This is a genomic window from Bradyrhizobium sp. Bra78 (assembly GCF_024519855.1).
In the GTDB taxonomy this organism is placed as follows: Bacteria; Pseudomonadota; Alphaproteobacteria; order Rhizobiales; family Xanthobacteraceae; genus Bradyrhizobium; species Bradyrhizobium japonicum_G.
Genome location: NZ_JALJRE010000015.1, coordinates 136230 through 151352, shown reverse-complemented (window position 1 = coordinate 151352; position 15123 = coordinate 136230). Strand labels below are relative to the sequence as shown.

General features: G+C 61.9%; 18 protein-coding genes. 6 read left to right on the top strand and 12 right to left on the bottom strand.

The window, feature by feature from the left end:
- The first annotated feature begins 50 nt into the window (after nt 1–50).
- Complete coding sequence (locus OC450_RS28700; protein WP_211381855.1) at nt 51–329, top strand: hypothetical protein; 279 nt, start codon at nt 51–53, stop codon at nt 327–329.
- A gap of 173 nt (nt 330–502) precedes the next feature.
- Nucleotides 503–1237: a metallophosphoesterase family protein gene (locus tag OC450_RS28695; RefSeq protein WP_211381854.1), complete on the top strand. Its 735-nt coding sequence runs from the start codon at nt 503–505 to the stop codon at nt 1235–1237.
- Between the two features lie 37 nt (nt 1238–1274).
- Here the strand turns inward: OC450_RS28695 and OC450_RS28690 are convergent, their stop codons facing one another.
- The 3 genes from OC450_RS28690 to rfbC form a co-directional block, all read right to left on the bottom strand.
- A complete protein-coding gene (locus OC450_RS28690; protein WP_211381853.1) occupies nt 1275–1697 on the bottom strand; it encodes a hypothetical protein in 423 nt (140 codons plus the stop codon).
- Nucleotides 1698–1807: 110 nt separating this feature from the next.
- Nucleotides 1808–2704, bottom strand: a complete 897-nt coding sequence (gene rfbD / locus OC450_RS28685; protein ID WP_262049112.1) for a dTDP-4-dehydrorhamnose reductase — start codon at nt 2702–2704, stop codon at nt 1808–1810.
- A gap of 1 nt (nt 2705) precedes the next feature.
- Complete coding sequence (gene rfbC, locus OC450_RS28680) at nt 2706–3260, bottom strand: dTDP-4-dehydrorhamnose 3,5-epimerase (protein ID WP_262049111.1); 555 nt, start codon at nt 3258–3260, stop codon at nt 2706–2708.
- 87 nt (nt 3261–3347) lie between these two features.
- Here rfbC and rfbA point away from each other — a divergent pair, with 87 nt between their 5' ends.
- On the top strand, nt 3348–4235 hold the full coding sequence (gene rfbA, locus OC450_RS28675) for a glucose-1-phosphate thymidylyltransferase RfbA (RefSeq protein ID WP_211382415.1): 888 nt from the start codon (nt 3348–3350) through the stop codon (nt 4233–4235).
- Nucleotides 4236–4247: 12 nt separating this feature from the next.
- Nucleotides 4248–5312, top strand: a complete 1065-nt coding sequence (gene rfbB / locus OC450_RS28670) for a dTDP-glucose 4,6-dehydratase (RefSeq protein WP_262049110.1) — start codon at nt 4248–4250, stop codon at nt 5310–5312.
- A 386-nt stretch (nt 5313–5698) separates the two neighbouring features.
- Here the strand turns inward: rfbB and OC450_RS28665 are convergent, their stop codons facing one another.
- Nucleotides 5699–5962: a hypothetical protein gene (locus OC450_RS28665; protein WP_262049109.1), complete on the bottom strand. Its 264-nt coding sequence runs from the start codon at nt 5960–5962 to the stop codon at nt 5699–5701.
- Between the two features lie 407 nt (nt 5963–6369).
- A complete protein-coding gene (locus OC450_RS28660) occupies nt 6370–6525 on the bottom strand; it encodes a hypothetical protein (protein WP_211381848.1) in 156 nt (51 codons plus the stop codon).
- Nucleotides 6526–7219: 694 nt separating this feature from the next.
- Here OC450_RS28660 and OC450_RS28655 point away from each other — a divergent pair.
- Nucleotides 7220–7393 carry a hypothetical protein gene (locus OC450_RS28655; RefSeq protein ID WP_211381847.1) on the top strand — a complete coding sequence of 58 codons (174 nt, stop codon included), beginning with the start codon at nt 7220–7222 and terminating at the stop codon, nt 7391–7393.
- 203 nt (nt 7394–7596) lie between these two features.
- Complete coding sequence (locus tag OC450_RS28650) at nt 7597–7962, top strand: VanZ family protein (protein WP_211381846.1); 366 nt, start codon at nt 7597–7599, stop codon at nt 7960–7962.
- Nucleotides 7963–7983: 21 nt separating this feature from the next.
- Here OC450_RS28650 and OC450_RS28645 read toward each other — a convergent pair whose 3' ends face one another.
- From OC450_RS28645 to OC450_RS28615, 7 genes are all read right to left on the bottom strand, one after another.
- Nucleotides 7984–9066: an acyltransferase family protein gene (locus OC450_RS28645; RefSeq protein WP_262049108.1), complete on the bottom strand. Its 1083-nt coding sequence runs from the start codon at nt 9064–9066 to the stop codon at nt 7984–7986.
- A 455-nt stretch (nt 9067–9521) separates the two neighbouring features.
- On the bottom strand, nt 9522–9806 hold the full coding sequence (locus OC450_RS28640) for a hypothetical protein (protein WP_262049107.1): 285 nt from the start codon (nt 9804–9806) through the stop codon (nt 9522–9524).
- Nucleotides 9807–9931: 125 nt separating this feature from the next.
- Complete coding sequence (locus tag OC450_RS28635) at nt 9932–10378, bottom strand: hypothetical protein (RefSeq protein ID WP_211381843.1); 447 nt, start codon at nt 10376–10378, stop codon at nt 9932–9934.
- A gap of 149 nt (nt 10379–10527) precedes the next feature.
- Nucleotides 10528–12255, bottom strand: coding sequence for a chemotaxis protein (locus OC450_RS28630; protein ID WP_211381842.1), 1728 nt, complete (start codon nt 12253–12255; stop codon nt 10528–10530).
- Nucleotides 12256–12260: 5 nt separating this feature from the next.
- Nucleotides 12261–13352, bottom strand: a complete 1092-nt coding sequence (locus tag OC450_RS28625) for a chemotaxis response regulator protein-glutamate methylesterase (protein ID WP_262049106.1) — start codon at nt 13350–13352, stop codon at nt 12261–12263.
- A 16-nt stretch (nt 13353–13368) separates the two neighbouring features.
- Nucleotides 13369–14223, bottom strand: a complete 855-nt coding sequence (locus OC450_RS28620; RefSeq protein WP_262049105.1) for a CheR family methyltransferase — start codon at nt 14221–14223, stop codon at nt 13369–13371.
- A gap of 139 nt (nt 14224–14362) precedes the next feature.
- On the bottom strand, nt 14363–15123 hold a 761-nt coding region (locus OC450_RS28615), incomplete at its 5' end, for a methyl-accepting chemotaxis protein (protein WP_262049104.1).

Genomic DNA, 15123 nt, shown 5'->3' with positions numbered 1-15123 from the left:
TATTAGGTCGGCACCGTTAACACTCGTGACCAATTCGGGGAGTTTGTGTCGTGAGTACGGTAGCCGTTTTCAGTCTGCTGATCGGATCGTTGCTAGGAGGCCGATTCAGAATATTCATCCTGCCGCCCGCCATCGTTCTCGGTGCAGCCTTTCTCGGCGCAGGTCTGGCCTGGCAGGGGCATGATTCGGCTCACACCGTCGTTACGCTTCTCGTCTTTGCGGCGGTGCTGCAGCTTGGCTATTTCGGCGGCGCAGTGCTGGTCCGCGCGCGGGCGAACGCCTGTCGCGACAAAGCCGCGCCGTCGCTCGACGCGGGGAGTTTCGGCTAATCAGACCGGACGCGCAGGGATCGACAACTTGCCGCCCCCCGGCAGGTGATCGATCCGCCGCACAAAGGGACGTCAATCCCGCCTGCCCGGAGAAAAAAGCGACCCGCGGCGCCTCGATTTCGTCGCTAGCATATTGACATCTCGGGCGAAGCTCTCTGAAAGAGTTGGACCCAATGTCCACGACAGCGCCCCGAAATCCGCCCCGGCCGAAGCTACCGAACGGCGTGCGCATCTATGCGATGAGCGACATCCACGGCTGCGCGCATCTGCTCGAGCAGATGTTCGCCGTCATCGACGCGGACATGGCGAACAGCCGGCCCTATCGCGCCATCGAGGTCTTCCTCGGCGACTATATCGATCGCGGGCCGGATTCGCGCCACACCCTCGATCTGCTGATCAGGCGCAGCCGCCGCCGCAACACGGTGTTTCTCAAGGGCAATCACGAGGCCTATTTCACTTCGGTGCTGGAAGACCCCTCGCTCGCCACCGAATGGTTTCAGTTCGGCGGTCTCCAGACCATGATGTCATACGGCGTGTCCGCCGCACCGGGCCTCAGCAAGGACGAGCAGTCCGATCTCGTGCGCGAACTCGCATCCGCCATGCCGCCAGAGCACATCGCGTTCCTGCGTCAGTTGCGGCCGACATTCACCTGCGGCGACTTCTTCTTCGTCCATGCCGGGGTGCGTCCTGGAATTCCACTCTCAGAACAGCGCGAGGCCGATCTGCTGTGGATCAGGGACGAATTCCTGCAGAGCAAGAGGCGCTTCGGCAAATACGTCGTGCACGGCCACACGCCGGTGAAGCAGGCCGAGTTGCACGAGAACCGCGCCAACATCGATACCGGCGCGTATGCCACCGGAAACCTGACGCTGCTGTCCATTCAGGGCAACAGCATGCTCGCGATCTAGCCGTAAGGGCTCGCGGCGTCGTGGGCCGCGCCGGCCTTTAATTGGTGGGGCTCGTCGGCTGCCTATATTCCGGAAAGCGGCTCAGCATCGCCGCCTTCAGGAACTTGAAATGAGCGATCGAGGCGCCGAGTTCCTTGAGCCGCCGCTGGCCGTTCAGGATCTCCTTGTCGAACAGATCCTGATGGTGATTGTCGAGCGCCTCGCGCTCGAGATATTCGTCGTCGCCGTTGCCGAAGGTCACGGCGGCACGCGCCAGCACGTCTTCTACCCGCCGGTTCAGGCCCGACTGTTCCCGCTCGGCCGCGTGGAGGGCGTCCTCGATCGCGATCATAATGGCCTCGATGCGCGTGCGATCCGTTTCGGCGTCCCGCTCAGGCGAGCGCGCACGGAACGCCTGCTCTCCTCCGAAACGGTCCTTCAGGAAGTTATGGGTGCGAGCCCGCAGGAAGAGCTGGAACATGCGGTCATTTCCGGTTGAAGCGCCAGACCAGAAAATGGGCCCGGGATGGTTAACAAAGGTTAAACTCCCGAATCGTTCTGCCCGTTCGCGCGCCCGCGCGGGGGGACAAATCACATCGTTCCGTTGAGAGCGTCCAGTTCGGGATCAAGCGCTTGCTGCCATGTCGGCATCGCAATATCGAACCGTTCCCGCAGGCGCGTCAGATCCAGGCGCGAATTGAAGGGTCGCTTCGCCTTGACAGGAAATTCACTCGAAGCGATCGGAAGGATCTGCTTTACGGCAAACTTGGCCCCACGAGACTTCAGCCCGGAAACGATCGCGACCGCAAAGCCGTGCCAGCTTGTCTCGCCGGCGCACACCAGATTGACGGGGCCGCCCCGTCTATCGAACATTGCAGCAACATCCCCGTCCGCTGGTTGCAGCATCGCGACCATCGCGCGCGCGATCGCGCCTGCGGTTGTCGGACTACCGATCTGGTCGGCGACAATGCGCAGTTCTTCCCGCTCTCCTGCCAGCCTCACGATCGTTTTGAGAAAATTCGCTCCCGAGGCGGCGTAAACCCACGATGTGCGCGCGATCAGATGCGGTCCGCCCGCCTCGGCAATCGCCTGATCGCCAGCGAGCTTGCTCTCGCCATACACCGAGAGAGGGCGCGGAGTGCTGTCCTCACGCCACGGACGGTCACCGGATCCGTCGAAGACGTAGTCGGTCGAGAAGTGCACCAGCGGGATGTGGCGGCGCGCGGCCCATTGGGCGATAGCCCTGGGTGATTCAGCGTTGACACGAAATGCCATCTCGCGCTCGTCTTCTGCGCGATCGACCGCCGTATAAGCCGCGGGGTTGATGATCAGATCAGGCGCGATCGCGTCCAGTTTTTCAGCGAGGCCCGCCGGCTGCGACAGGTCGAACGCCTCACGCGGCGGCGCAACGATGTTGGCGCGGTCCTGAAACTGCTGCAGCAGCGCCCCACCAACTTGCCCGGCAGCGCCGGTCAGAAGGATCTTCATGTCAGACCTCCCCATAGCGGGGGAGGCCCTTCACGTCTGCCAACAGCGGCGCCTCGGCATCCTTGGGTGAAAGTGACGGATCCGCGACAGCCCAGTCGATGCCGATTGCCGGATCGTTCCACCGCACTGAGATTTCATCCTTCGGACTGTAAAGCTCGTCGCATTTATAGAAGAAATCCGCAGTCTCGGAGAGAACGGCGAAACCGTGGGCGAAGCCACGAGGAACCCACAATTGCCTCCGATTATCTTCGCTCAGTTCAACGGCAACATGGCGCCCAAAGTTTGGGCTGCCGATGCGCACATCAACTGCAACATCGAGAACTCGACCGCAAAGCACCGTGACCAGCTTGCCCTGCGTGGCCGGATTCTGTAGATGCAGCCCACGCAGCACTCCGAAACGCGAGCGCGAGAGATTGTCCTGGACGAACGGCCGCGTAATGCCGTTCTGCACGTATCGCGCGAATTGATAGGACTCCAGGAAGAAACCGCGTTGATCACCGAATAGCTTTGGCTCGACGATCAGAACTTCGGGCAAATCCGTCGTGAGAACGTTCATTCGCAGGGACTCTAGCTCGGCGTCGACAAAAATCTTGTGCAGCGCACTCTATCTGATATTTTCGCGCTGGCAAACCAGAGAGGGCCGATGAAGGGAATAATACTCGCAGGCGGAACAGGTTCGCGCCTTTATCCCGTCACGACCGTGGTGTCGAAGCAACTGCTTCCGGTTTTTGACAAACCGATGATCTACTATCCGCTGTCGGCACTGATGCTCGCTGGAATCCGCGACATTCTCATCATCTCCACGCCGCAGGACAAGCCGCTGTTTCAACGCCTGCTTGGTGACGGAACGGAAATCGGCGTCAAGTTTTCGTATGCCTCGCAGGAAACTCCGCGCGGTCTTGCCGACGCATTCATCGTCGGCCGCGAGTTTGTAGGAGAGGATTCCGTCGCGCTCGTTCTGGGAGACAATATCTTCTACGGACATGGACTTCCCGAGCTGCTCGCCAAGGCCGCGGCTCGCAAGAGTGGCGCCACGATCTTCGGCTATGTCGTCAACACGCCCGAGCAATATGGCGTCGTTGAGCTCGGCAGTGACGGGCGCGCACGTTCGATCGAAGAGAAGCCCGCGCGACCGAAGTCGAACGTGGCCGTGACGGGCCTCTATTTCTACGACAATCGCGTGCTCGACATCGCCGCGAAGATCAAGCCTTCCGCGCGCGGAGAGATAGAAATCACCGACGTGAACAACGCATACCTCGCCAGTGGCGACCTGTTCGTCGAAGTTCTTGGGCGCGGGTTTGCCTGGCTCGACACCGGAACGCACGCCTCCCTGGTCGAAGCCAGTCACTTCGTGCAGATCCTGGAACAGCGACAGGGGCTGCGCATCGCGTGCCCGGAAGAAATTGCCTTGCGGCGCGGCTACATTTCCCTGGAATCCTTCTCGAAGGTTGCCGAGAAGACCGCCAAGAGCAGCTACGGCCAGTATCTGCAATCGGTGGCTCGCTCCTTCTCCGCTCACGGTCTGGACTGAGGCAAACGACTCATGCGCTTTGAAGGCTCCACGATTTTCGTCACGGGCGGTGCCGGTTTCATCGGCTCGGCAGTCATCCGTCATCTTCTTCGGGATACGCACGCGCGCGTCGTCAACGTCGACAAGCTCACTTACGCGGCAAATCTCGAGTCGATCCCGGGCGCCGTCGCAAATCCGCGCTACGCGTTCGAGAAGCAATGCATTTGCGAAGCGCTGTCGATGAGGAAGCTGTTCGAAAAGTACCAGCCCGTCGCGGTCATGAATTTGGCAGCCGAAAGCCACGTCGATCGCTCGATCGATGGGCCCGGAGAATTCATTCAGACCAACATCGTCGGCACCTTCACGCTGCTGCAAGAAGCCTTGCGGTACTGGAAAGGGCTGTCACCGGACCGGCGTTCACGGTTCCGCTTTCTTCACATATCGACGGACGAGGTGTTCGGCTCGCTCGGCAAGGACGGTTACTTCACGGAGACAACCTCTTACGCACCGAATTCGCCCTACTCGGCGAGCAAAGCGTCATCTGACCATCTGGTCCGCGCCTGGCGCGAGACCTACGAACTCCCGACAATGGTGACGAACTGCTCGAACAATTACGGGCCTTATCACTTCCCCGAAAAGCTCATCCCCCACATGATCATCAAGGGGCTGGCCGAAGAAGCGTTGCCGGTTTATGGCGACGGGCAGAACATCCGAGACTGGCTCTACGTAGAGGATCATGCCAAGGCGCTTGCGCTCGTGCTCGAGCGCGGCGTGATCGGCGAAACATACAATGTCGGCGGACGAAATGAGCGCAGCAACCTCCACGTCGTGGAAGGCATCTGCGATCTGCTGGATGAAATTTCGCCGTCCGGGACAGGTTCTCGGCGGAGCCTGATTTCGTTCGTTTCCGATCGTCCAGGGCACGATCGCCGTTATGCGATCGATGCTTCGAAGCTCGAGAGCCAGCTTGGATGGCGTGCGGACGAGAACTTCGAGAGCGGGCTGGCCAAGACCGTCCAGTGGTTCATCGACAATCGGGAGTGGTGGGAGAACATTCTCGGTCGCGGTTATCAGCAGAAGCGTATCGGCCTGGGCTAACCGCATTGGTGTCCTTTTGCGAAGGCTTGCCCAAGTCGGCGTGCAGGACATCGGCGGTTTGTTCGCATTGAATGCGACGGGCCCGCGAGAAATGGACGAATACTACTTCGTATGGATCCGTGGCCTCGACGGGCGCCCGAAGCCGCAGATTTGGGCCGCAGATCAATTTGACGGACCTGGATGGAAATTTCGGAACGTCATCGCGCGGCACGTTCTCGATGCGGCGGAACGCGGGATGGGTGCGGATCGCCTCGCGAAACTTTTCCCAGCGCCACCTGGTCAGGAAGAGTGCATCTAGTTTTTTCGACCTGACATGACTGCCGGACGCCACTTCGACTTCCACAATAGCCCAACGAGCAAGCCGCACGACTCCGTTTGACGTGTGATCAGCTTATGGATCTATTTTGCACCAACCAGGCCTTCCAGGCTCCTTCATGCTTTTCGTAGAGTTGTAGCCAGCGCTGCTCGCCGGCAGCCGGCCAGACATCCCGGCCGTCGGGCTCGGTCTGGCCCCGCGCCGGACCGAGTACCAATTCGCTATCGAGCCGTTCGAATTCGAACGTCTCCTCGCACGTCAGGCCGATCAGAACGCGCCGGCCCGCGGCATCGACGAAATATCGCCGGTGGGCGTTGTTTGTCGGGCTGATCATCGCGCGCCCCTCCCATAATGCCGGCCCCGCCCCCCAGCGCTCCGTGGACGACGTCGGCCCCCACATATCCGAAGTTGCAATCGCTCAGAATGCACGCCGCGCCCTCGTCAGCGACGCATTCTGTGGAGATAGGGTCTGATCGTAAGGCTGATAGAGCGGATGACGCGTTCTGCGCCGGCGCGATCGCCACGCGCGCGTCGCGTAGCCTGAACCAAAGCCGGCGAGGATCGAGAGCAGGATCGCAACTATCATCATTCTGAAGTCTTCCAGTTGCTGAGCGCGGTATCTTCATGACCCAGCATTCTCATCTTCGAGTTGTGTCGACATCATGATGAGCGCTGCTGATCTTGTTGTCAGGCCGCGTGTTTTAACAGCACGATGGATGCGAATTGATCGCCTGGTCTGCGTCAGCCGAAGAAGTAGAAGAACAGTCTCACCAGCAGCAAGGTGATGAAATAGACCCAGCCTGCCATCGCGATCAGCGCTATGCTGAAAAACGCGCCTTCAAATGCTCGCTCTCTGAGCTTGGTGAGAGGGAATGCCGCTCGCGCTTTCTGAAGCATCTCGATCTTCTGAACGGTCCGTTGTTGTTGGCGTGATCATAGCCGCGTGAATTAGACGATCTCGTGACGACTCGCCCGAGAGTAGCGCAACACTGCTCGTTGAGATCGGCGCGGCATGCTCGCGCCGCGATCGACCGATTCTCGGTCGCATCGTCGTGATCGTATCGGACGTTGGCACGATCATGATTGGCTGGCATTGACAGTCACAGGTTTGCCGCACGGCAACGATTCCGAATCTCACGCAAGAGCTGACGCCGCTGGAATAGGCGCCGTCCTTCCTCGCCGCCAAGCGTGAGTGCTCACCGATACTGTCTCTCCGGATTCCCGAGCGAGTCGAGCCTGCACAACAGCACGCGGTCGGCGCGGCGTATTGGTCTTCCAATGAACGTTGGGTCGGGACTTCGAGGAGCCGGACGAAGTGCCGGAACATCCTCGACCGAAATCGAGGATAAGCGCGGATCGACCTCGGCTGATCAGAACACCCGTGGTTATACGGAGCGACGCGCATCGATTTCATGCTGGTAAGGTTGAGCGGTTAGCTTAATTCGCGTTGTTTGTTGCGAAGTCTCTCCCATCGCTTATCCATCCTCTCGCCGGACTTCCCCAAGGCCCGGCCCACCCAAGCAAGGCCGTCCAGCGAACATGGTCCGCTTGGCGGCTTTGTCGTCATGTCAACGAGAGGATCATTTCGGTTATGGCGCGCAAGCCCTGGTCGTTCAAGGAGGATCGCCGGCTCATGGAGTTGGCCAAGTCTTCGACTTCGCTGGAAGAGGCGGCGAGACAGCTTGGGCGATCGCCTGACGCGATCAAGCGGATGGCCTTGCGGCTCGGCCTGTCGTTGAAATCGAAGGGTGCGAAGAAGGGCTGACGGCACGAACACGATCTTGCCCAAGCGGAACAGCCGGCCGCCCGGTGCGCCATATCCGCCAGGACTTACAGCGGCTTCGGTTGCGTCATACGTCGCCACTCCCCTCGCGGGCGATCAGGCCGAACCTCACTTCGGGGTCGAGACCTTAACGATATTCTTGGCTTTCGGGAGCGTCGCTCCGATCGAACCGTTATGATGCTGCAATGCGTCGAAACCATCTCATCGCAGCTACAGTTATCTGCCTTGCGCTCATCGTCTACGCCATACTCGTCAAACGTGCTGGCAGACCGGCGCTCATCGGCCACGCCGAAGCCTATTGGGTGGTGATCATCGAGCGATTCAGCGCCTACTGTCTGCTGGGCTTTCTGCTGTCTTTCCTGCTGCCCGGCCGAATCAGGCTGGCTTGCGCCTTCGTGATTGCCGTCGCAGTCGCGCTAGAGGTTTTCCAGGCGGTAACGCCTGCCCACGATCCCCACTTGATCGATGTGCTACAAAAGGCAGCCGGCGGCGCTTTCGGCGTCATTCTCGCCCAGACGATTCTGGCCTTTCTGCCGAGGTCGCCGTCCTAGTCGAGTCTCATGGCGCGCGAGCTAGGTGCTGCCGGTCAGCGGAGCCACACGGGGCCAACGAATACGCTCAACCCATAAGCCGAGCCTATCACGCACAGGCTGATCGACAAATTTCGTCGCAACGTACGCAGCGCCGAGGCAAGTGATCACCTCCAGCACGATCGAAAGGGCGAGCGCCATTTTGCCAAGGGCAAGAGTTTCCTGAAAATAGAAGAAGATGCGCGTGATCGGGTAGTGCACCGCGTACAGCGGATAGGAAAGCTCTCCAGCGAACCTGCATGCCTGCCTCCAGCCCGGCGGCACGGCTGTCCCGGCGCCGCCCCATATCAAGACCGGGAATACGACAAGAATACATGCAACATCGTACATCGGGTGCTGGGGCAAAGGTGCAATGAACACACCAACCAAAACCACGACGGAGGCGACGGCCGTAGGACCGCTGACGATGGATACCGTTCCGATCCTCGACATAAGGACGCCGGCAAAAAATGAAAAGCCGACACGGAGCAAACCAGCATAGACTTCTCCGGTTCTTGCTCCCAATTCGAGGTCGCCCTGTTCGAGCGACACCACAACCAGTCCTACCGCGAAAAGAACCGCGAGGATTGAGAGTACGGGTATGCGTAGCCACCGAAACGCGAAACAGTAGACAACATTTGCCACCACTTCATAGAACAGAGACCAAAGAGGGCCATCAAACGGAAACACGGATGCGGTCAACGGCATTCGGCCAAAGGGCAAAAGCAGCAACCCACATGACAGCACCAGGGCCATTTGGGTCAGGTCCAGCGCATGCCCTCTCAAGAGGCCGCCAATTGAAACAGCGGCGCCGACAAGGGTGCCCAGAATGATCATCGGCCAAAGACGGACGAAACGCCGCAACAGGAATTCAAACTTGAAAGAAGGATCTTCCAACCGCATGCCGTAGGCACGATCGATGACGAAGCCGCTCAACAGGAAGAAGAAGTCGACGGCAAGATACGCGTGAATTGCCATACTTGCGATCTGCAGGGATCCGGCAATATGGTAAATCAGCACGGCAAGGGATGCGATAGCCCGATAAACATCAAGAATAGGGTAGTGCCGGCTTCCCGGAGATTTCATTGCTCAAACGCCATTCGGAAACATATAAAAAACGCCGGCAAGAATATGGGAAATTAGCGGTCAGCCAAGATTAAACCTTTGGCAATGGGCGCTCGCTTTTCGCCTAGGTCGCCTTGCCAACCGCCGGCGCCGTTCTCGCCGGGATGGCCGCCCGTGCGCATCTTCGCATGCCGCTTGCTTGCCAGAAGATCCGCAGCATGCGCCTCGCCGAGCGATGCTGTGCCTCGGATCAGGCTTTCCGCCGTGTCACACGCCGCTTCGGCCTTGCCAGAACCTGGACTCGTTCGCGGCACTCGTTGGTGCTCTTGAACTCCGCCTGCAATTTAGCCATGTCGGCGCTTGCGACCGCCGCAAGATCGCGCAGGAGCGCAACAACTGTCGCACCCCCACGGGGCCGCACCGGCTGTACGACCACCTGATTCGAAGAGGGCCGGCTTGCCGCCTAAGCGGCGGACTTACGCCACTCCGCGCCCGAGCCCTTCCCGCTCGGCAGCGCGAACGCCGGACATCTGCCGATGGGTATCGCGCAACGCCGCGATCGCCTCATCGAGATCGAATTCGGCTTCACGAATGGTCTCGAAGAACCGGGCCATCAATGCGGGGGTCAGCTTGACGCGGGTGTTCCCGTCGCGGCTCTTGCGGCGATCGAGCGACAGATGCAGCGCCTGCACCCTGGCTTCGGCAGCGTCACAGCCGCTGAGTGTCGCAAATTCGTCATATGTCATCCAGATCTGAGGCATGTCCCTGTCCGCCTTTTGTTATGGGCGCCAACCTAGATTCCACGTCTAAAGGCACTCTTGCCGCAGCGCGGCCGGGAAGCGTTTTCGCGACAACAGCGTCAATGCAAAGCTAAAGCGCAGGATCCTCAGGGAACGGGCGTCTTGGGAGGCACAAACGGGTGGCGCGACCGCGAACGGCCGTCGATGCCCTTGGGCAGCTTGTCTGCATTGAGCTTCACGACCGCACCTCTGGCGTCAGCGGCCGGCGCCTCGTCCTGGCTGTAGATCAGCGTCGCCTCGAACTTCACATCGGGCGCCTGGTCGGCCTTTCCGGAACAGGTCGCCATCGCGCCGCTGCACACGCCCGAGAGCCTGACCTCGACCTCGTCGGGTCCGAACACGGTCGGCGGGCCCTCGGAATGTCGCCGCGTGGTCAGAACGGCCGTGAAGCGTTGCTCGTCGACCCGATAAGAGCCGCCGTACGTGAAGAAGCAGTCGCTGCCCGAGATTCGCCCTTCGGCCAGATGCACGACGCCGGTGCCCTGACCGCGCGGGGTTCTGAACCAGGCAGCATATTTGCCGTCTCTCAGCATGAAACACCCGTCGTGAAATTCATCCGTATTTGCAGCCAACTCTGGGGCGCGACAATGACCGGTGCGGCGAGTATTCCGCCACGGTTAACGCCCTGCAAAGTCAACCCGTCAAATTGCTGCCGAGGCTCGAGCCGAAGCCGGCGGCGACCTCAAAACAATTCTATGCCGTCATCGGCGGTCTCGACCGCCTCGACCCGGCGCGCCGCCGCGATCGATGCCAGCCCCAGGGTTCGAAGGAATTCCCGGTGAACGTCCCGCTCGCGCTCCATCGTGTAATGCGCGAACAGATCGTCGAGCATCGCTTCGTCGTCCGCATGGAGCTGCGGCCGCTGCGAGCCGTCGCTCGCGGCCTCGAGGCGCCCGGCGACCGCGGGCAACGCAGCGGAACCTTCACCGAGCGTGGTCATCAGGCCCAGCGCCGAATTCATCAGCCCCTCGAACTCCGCACCTTCGGCGACGAGCCGGCTCATCAGCTTGCCAAGCCGTTCGTTGCCGGCCTCGACCTCGCGGAGCGCGTGGAGGATCTGCGGCTCGAGCTTGGCGAGCTGCGTGGGATCTCCCTGCACACGGAGCTCCTTCAGCTCCCTGGCCGAGCGCTCGATCCCGTCGAGCACGGGCCTCAAGCGCCCCGCGCCCGCCGAGACCTGATCGGCAGTCGCCTTGAGCTCGTTGGCGATGACGACGAAGGCGCTGCCGCGGCTGCCGAGATGGCTCGCCTTGAGGCCAGCATTCATCCCGATCAGCGTGATGTCGACCGTCGCCTCGGCGAGCCCGGCGATCGCCTGGCGAAATTTTGTCAGCGTGTCCTCGACGATCGCCAGCGCCTCGTCGACCGAACGGCCGGCGCCGTCGCAGGTGGCGATCAGGGTCGAGGCGTGCGCCAGCGTCTGCTTGATGCGCGCCAGGAACGACGACGAGCCGCCGTCCTCGCCGCCGAACAATGTGCGGCCGTGGCCGACGACGCTTCCCGCATCGTGCAGGATGGCCGTCAGCGCGCGGACGATCTGGCCGATGTCGCCGCCGAATTCGCGCTGGGCGTCCCTGAGTTGGGCCGCCTGCAAATGGCAGACCGCGCGCGTGCCGTCGTCGCTCGCAACCGGTTCAGGAACGAGGCCCGGAGCGGAGCCGGACACACGGGAAAGGCCGTGGGAGACGTGCTCCAGGCGTTGGCGCGTGCTGTCGCCGGCCTGCAAGGAGATGATCGCACTGCCGACCGCCTCGGCGATCCATTTGGTGCTGGTGCTGGCAAGTACGGCGAGCTGGCTGCTGCTGCGGCGCTGGTCGAGCAATCCCGAATAGGCGGCGCCGAGCTCAGCGCTCTCCGAAACCAGTTGATTCCCGTAGCGGCTCTCGAACTCCCGTTGCCGGCCGGATGCGGTGGCGACGGCTTCCGACAGGCGCTGCTGATCCCGCGCGCAGCCCTCGATCGAGCCCTGCACGGCCCTGCCGAGATCATAAGCCTCCTGCGTGAACGCCAGAAAGCCCTCGCGGTCGCCGTCGAGCGAAGCGGCCTCGATCCGCGCGCTGCGCGCGATGATGGTGATCATCTGGACGTGCTTGAACAGCGGCTTGAGCAGCGCCGACGCCTCAACGGTGCTCGTGCCGATCGTCGCAAGCAGGGCGCTCTCGGCCGGAAGCGCCTGCGCAAGCTCGCTGAGCCGCGCGGCGATCTCCTGTAGCGCCGTTGCGGCGCCCTCGATCTCGGCGCCCGCGAGTTCCTCGGACAGCGTCGCGAGGCCCTGGTTCAGCTCCTTGAAGATGAGGTGGCCGCGCCCCAGCTCCTGACCGACGCGCGCGAAGACATCCTCGATCCGAGACGAGACGTCGTCGACCGCGGCGGTCGCTTCAATGAGCGTGTTGGCCGGCATGGCGGACATGACCATCAACCTGTTAGGGCCGTATGCCCGGCCTGGTACCAGAGCATGATCTCGCGCGGGATATGGTGCAGCGAGACGATTTTCTCGACACCGCCATGGGCAATCGCTTCCTTGGGCATGCCGAACACCACGCAGCTCTCTTCATCCTGCGCCCGCGTCGAGGCGCCGAGCTTGCGCATCTCCAGCATGCCGCGCGCGCCGTCGTCGCCCATGCCGGTCATGATCACGCCGAGCGCATTGGCGCCGGCATGCTGGGCGGCCGAGCGGAACAGCACGTCCACGGACGGGCGATGCCGCGACACCGGCGGGCCGTCCTTGATCGCGATCTGGTAGCGCAGGCCGATACGCTGGAGCAGCATATGACGGGCGCCCGGCGCGATATAGGCGCAGCCCGGCAGCACCGGATCGCCGTCCTCGGCTTCCTTGACCCGGATCTGGCAGACGCTGTCGAGACGCTTGGCAAAGGCCGCCGTGAAACCGGCCGGCATGTGCTGGACGATGACGATGGGCGGACAGTGCGGCGGCAGCATCTCGAGGACGTCGTTGAGCGCTTCGGTCCCACCTGTCGATGCACCGATGCAAACGATGCGTTCCGTTGTCGGCCGCGCCCTGCCCTGCACCGGCGGCGGGATGATGGCGTCGGCCGTCAGCTTCTTTTCGATCACCCGACGTTCGGTGCGCGGGCGCACCCGTGCGCGCGCCGCCGACTTCACGGCCTCGCGCAGCCGCATCGAGCATTCGAGCAGCGCCTGCCGCGTGTCGATCTTCGGCTTGGGCACGATGTCGACTGCGCCCGCCTCGAACGCCTCGAACATCACGTTCGAACCTTCCTCGGTGAGCGAGGAGCAGATGATCACCGGGATCGGACGCTGCGCCATGATCTTGCGCAGGAACGTCATGCCGTCCATGCGCGGCATCTCGATGTCGAGGATCATGACATCGGGGATCTCGTTCTGGAGACGTCGCGCCGCCGCAAACGGATCGGAAGCCGTCCCCATCACCTCGATCTCGGGATCCTCATTGAGGATCGTTTGCAGGATTTGGCGCACCGACGCCGAATCGTCCACGATCAGTACGCGAACTTTCTCCCTCGGCATTCTGGTTGCGCTCCGGCTAGACCTGGAAAATGGTTGGCTGAACTTGCTTCAAACCCGGCACTGCACTGTGAATCATCGATTCCGAATGTCCGACCAGTAAATAGCCGCCGGGCCGCAGATGATTGCAGAGTTGCTCGACAACTTTGCGCTGGGTCGGCTTGTCGAAATAGATCAGGACGTTGCGGCAGAAGATCATGTCGACGTCGCGATCGACGGGATAGGATGCATCCATCAGGTTCATCCGCATGAAATGCACCATGCGCCGCAGCTCCGGCACGACCCGTACCTCACCACGCGACTTGTCCCGCGACGACAGGAAATATCGCTTCACGAAGTGCTCCGGCACCGGCGCAAGCACGTCGCGCGCATAGATCGCGGTCTGGGCGAGGCGGAGCACCGCGGTTGAAATGTCGGTCCCCAGGATACGATACTGAAACCGCGAGCCGTTTCTTGTCATGTCGTCCAGCACCATGGCGGTGGTGTAGGCTTCCATGCCGGTCGAGCTCGCCGAGCTCCAGACCTTCAGGTTCGCGCTCTTCCGTCCATGCGATTTGAGCAAAGCGGGGATCGCGACCTCCCGCATGAAGGTGAAGTGCTGGGGCTCGCGGAAGAAGTCGGTCTTGTTGGTCGTCACCACATCGATGAGATGAGTGAGCTCGGTATCGAAATGATCCGGTTCGAACAGGTTGTCGACATACTCGTTGAGGTCGGAGAAATTCAGCGCGCGCACGCGCTTGTGCAGCCGCCCCTCCAGCATCAGCCGCTTGCCCTGCGGGAGTTTGATACCGACCTGGCCTTCGATCAATTCGGCGATGGTCCGGAAGTGGCGGTCCGAAAGATGGACGGCCGTATCCTGCATGGCAGGCATCATCGTTGCCTGCCCCCGTCCGGGATGGCCGCCTGCATCGAATGTCGGGCCGTACGGGCCATCTTCAATCCCACGCGTTTTACGCAATCACTGGCGACCGATCGGCCTATTGGTGACGGATGGACCGATCGCTTGACGGGTCTCAGCGCTGGAACTCGGCGTCCCGATCATCCTCGCCGTCGTTCATGTCGAAGGCAAAGCCGCCGCCACTGGCCGCCTTGACGGCCCGCACCGGCTTGGCCTGCGGCTTCCTGGCCGGACGCTCGACCGCCGCCATGGTGGCCGCCTTGGCGCGCAACTGGTTGACCGCCCGGTCGATCGGCGCGTGGCCCTTTCCGCCGTGCTCAATGCGGAAATAGGCGATGGTGGATTGAAGCTGCTCGGCCTGGGAGGCGAGCTCCTCGGAGGTCGAGGACACCTGCTCGGAGGCGCTGGCGTTCTGCTGGCCGACCTTGTCGAGTTGCTGGATCGCCTGGTTGATCTGGGCCGAACCGACGTCCTGCTCGCGGCACGCCGCCGTGATCTCCTCGACCAGCTCGGCGGTCTTCTTGATGTCGGGCACAAGCTTGGCAAGCATATGGCCGGCTTCCTGCGCCACCTTGACGGTCTCGGTCGAGAGCGTGCCGATCTCGGCGGCGGCCGCCTGGCTGCGCTCGGCAAGCTTGCGCACTTCGGAAGCCACGACGGCAAAGCCCTTGCCATGCTCACCGGCGCGCGCGGCTTCGACCGCCGCGTTGAGCGCGAGCAGGTCGGTCTGGCGTGCGATCTCCTGCACGATCGTGATCTTCTCGGCGATGGTCTGCATCGCATTGACGGCGCGGCCGACCGCGGCGCCGCTGGCCTCGGCATCCTTGGCCGACTGCGCGGCGATCTTCTCGGTCTGGTTGGCGTTGTCGGCGTTCT

What these genes read in the sequence shown, in the direction of transcription:
- OC450_RS28695 (WP_211381854.1), top strand. Translation starts at nt 503, where the DNA reads ATGTCCACGACAGCGCCCCGAAATCCGCCCCGGCCGAAGCTACCGAAC.
- OC450_RS28690 (WP_211381853.1), bottom strand. Translation starts at nt 1,697, where the DNA reads ATGTTCCAGCTCTTCCTGCGGGCTCGCACCCATAACTTCCTGAAGGAC.
- rfbD (WP_262049112.1), bottom strand. Translation starts at nt 2,704, where the DNA reads ATGAAGATCCTTCTGACCGGCGCTGCCGGGCAAGTTGGTGGGGCGCTG.
- rfbC (WP_262049111.1), bottom strand. Translation starts at nt 3,260, where the DNA reads ATGAACGTTCTCACGACGGATTTGCCCGAAGTTCTGATCGTCGAGCCA.
- rfbA (WP_211382415.1), top strand. Translation starts at nt 3,348, where the DNA reads ATGAAGGGAATAATACTCGCAGGCGGAACAGGTTCGCGCCTTTATCCC.
- rfbB (WP_262049110.1), top strand. Translation starts at nt 4,248, where the DNA reads ATGCGCTTTGAAGGCTCCACGATTTTCGTCACGGGCGGTGCCGGTTTC.
- OC450_RS28665 (WP_262049109.1), bottom strand. Translation starts at nt 5,962, where the DNA reads ATGATCAGCCCGACAAACAACGCCCACCGGCGATATTTCGTCGATGCC.
- OC450_RS28660 (WP_211381848.1), bottom strand. Translation starts at nt 6,525, where the DNA reads ATGCTTCAGAAAGCGCGAGCGGCATTCCCTCTCACCAAGCTCAGAGAG.
- OC450_RS28655 (WP_211381847.1), top strand. Translation starts at nt 7,220, where the DNA reads ATGGCGCGCAAGCCCTGGTCGTTCAAGGAGGATCGCCGGCTCATGGAG.
- OC450_RS28650 (WP_211381846.1), top strand. Translation starts at nt 7,597, where the DNA reads ATGCGTCGAAACCATCTCATCGCAGCTACAGTTATCTGCCTTGCGCTC.
- OC450_RS28645 (WP_262049108.1), bottom strand. Translation starts at nt 9,066, where the DNA reads ATGAAATCTCCGGGAAGCCGGCACTACCCTATTCTTGATGTTTATCGG.
- OC450_RS28640 (WP_262049107.1), bottom strand. Translation starts at nt 9,806, where the DNA reads ATGCCTCAGATCTGGATGACATATGACGAATTTGCGACACTCAGCGGC.
- OC450_RS28635 (WP_211381843.1), bottom strand. Translation starts at nt 10,378, where the DNA reads ATGCTGAGAGACGGCAAATATGCTGCCTGGTTCAGAACCCCGCGCGGT.
- OC450_RS28630 (WP_211381842.1), bottom strand. Translation starts at nt 12,255, where the DNA reads ATGTCCGCCATGCCGGCCAACACGCTCATTGAAGCGACCGCCGCGGTC.
- OC450_RS28625 (WP_262049106.1), bottom strand. Translation starts at nt 13,352, where the DNA reads ATGCCGAGGGAGAAAGTTCGCGTACTGATCGTGGACGATTCGGCGTCG.
- OC450_RS28620 (WP_262049105.1), bottom strand. Translation starts at nt 14,223, where the DNA reads ATGATGCCTGCCATGCAGGATACGGCCGTCCATCTTTCGGACCGCCAC.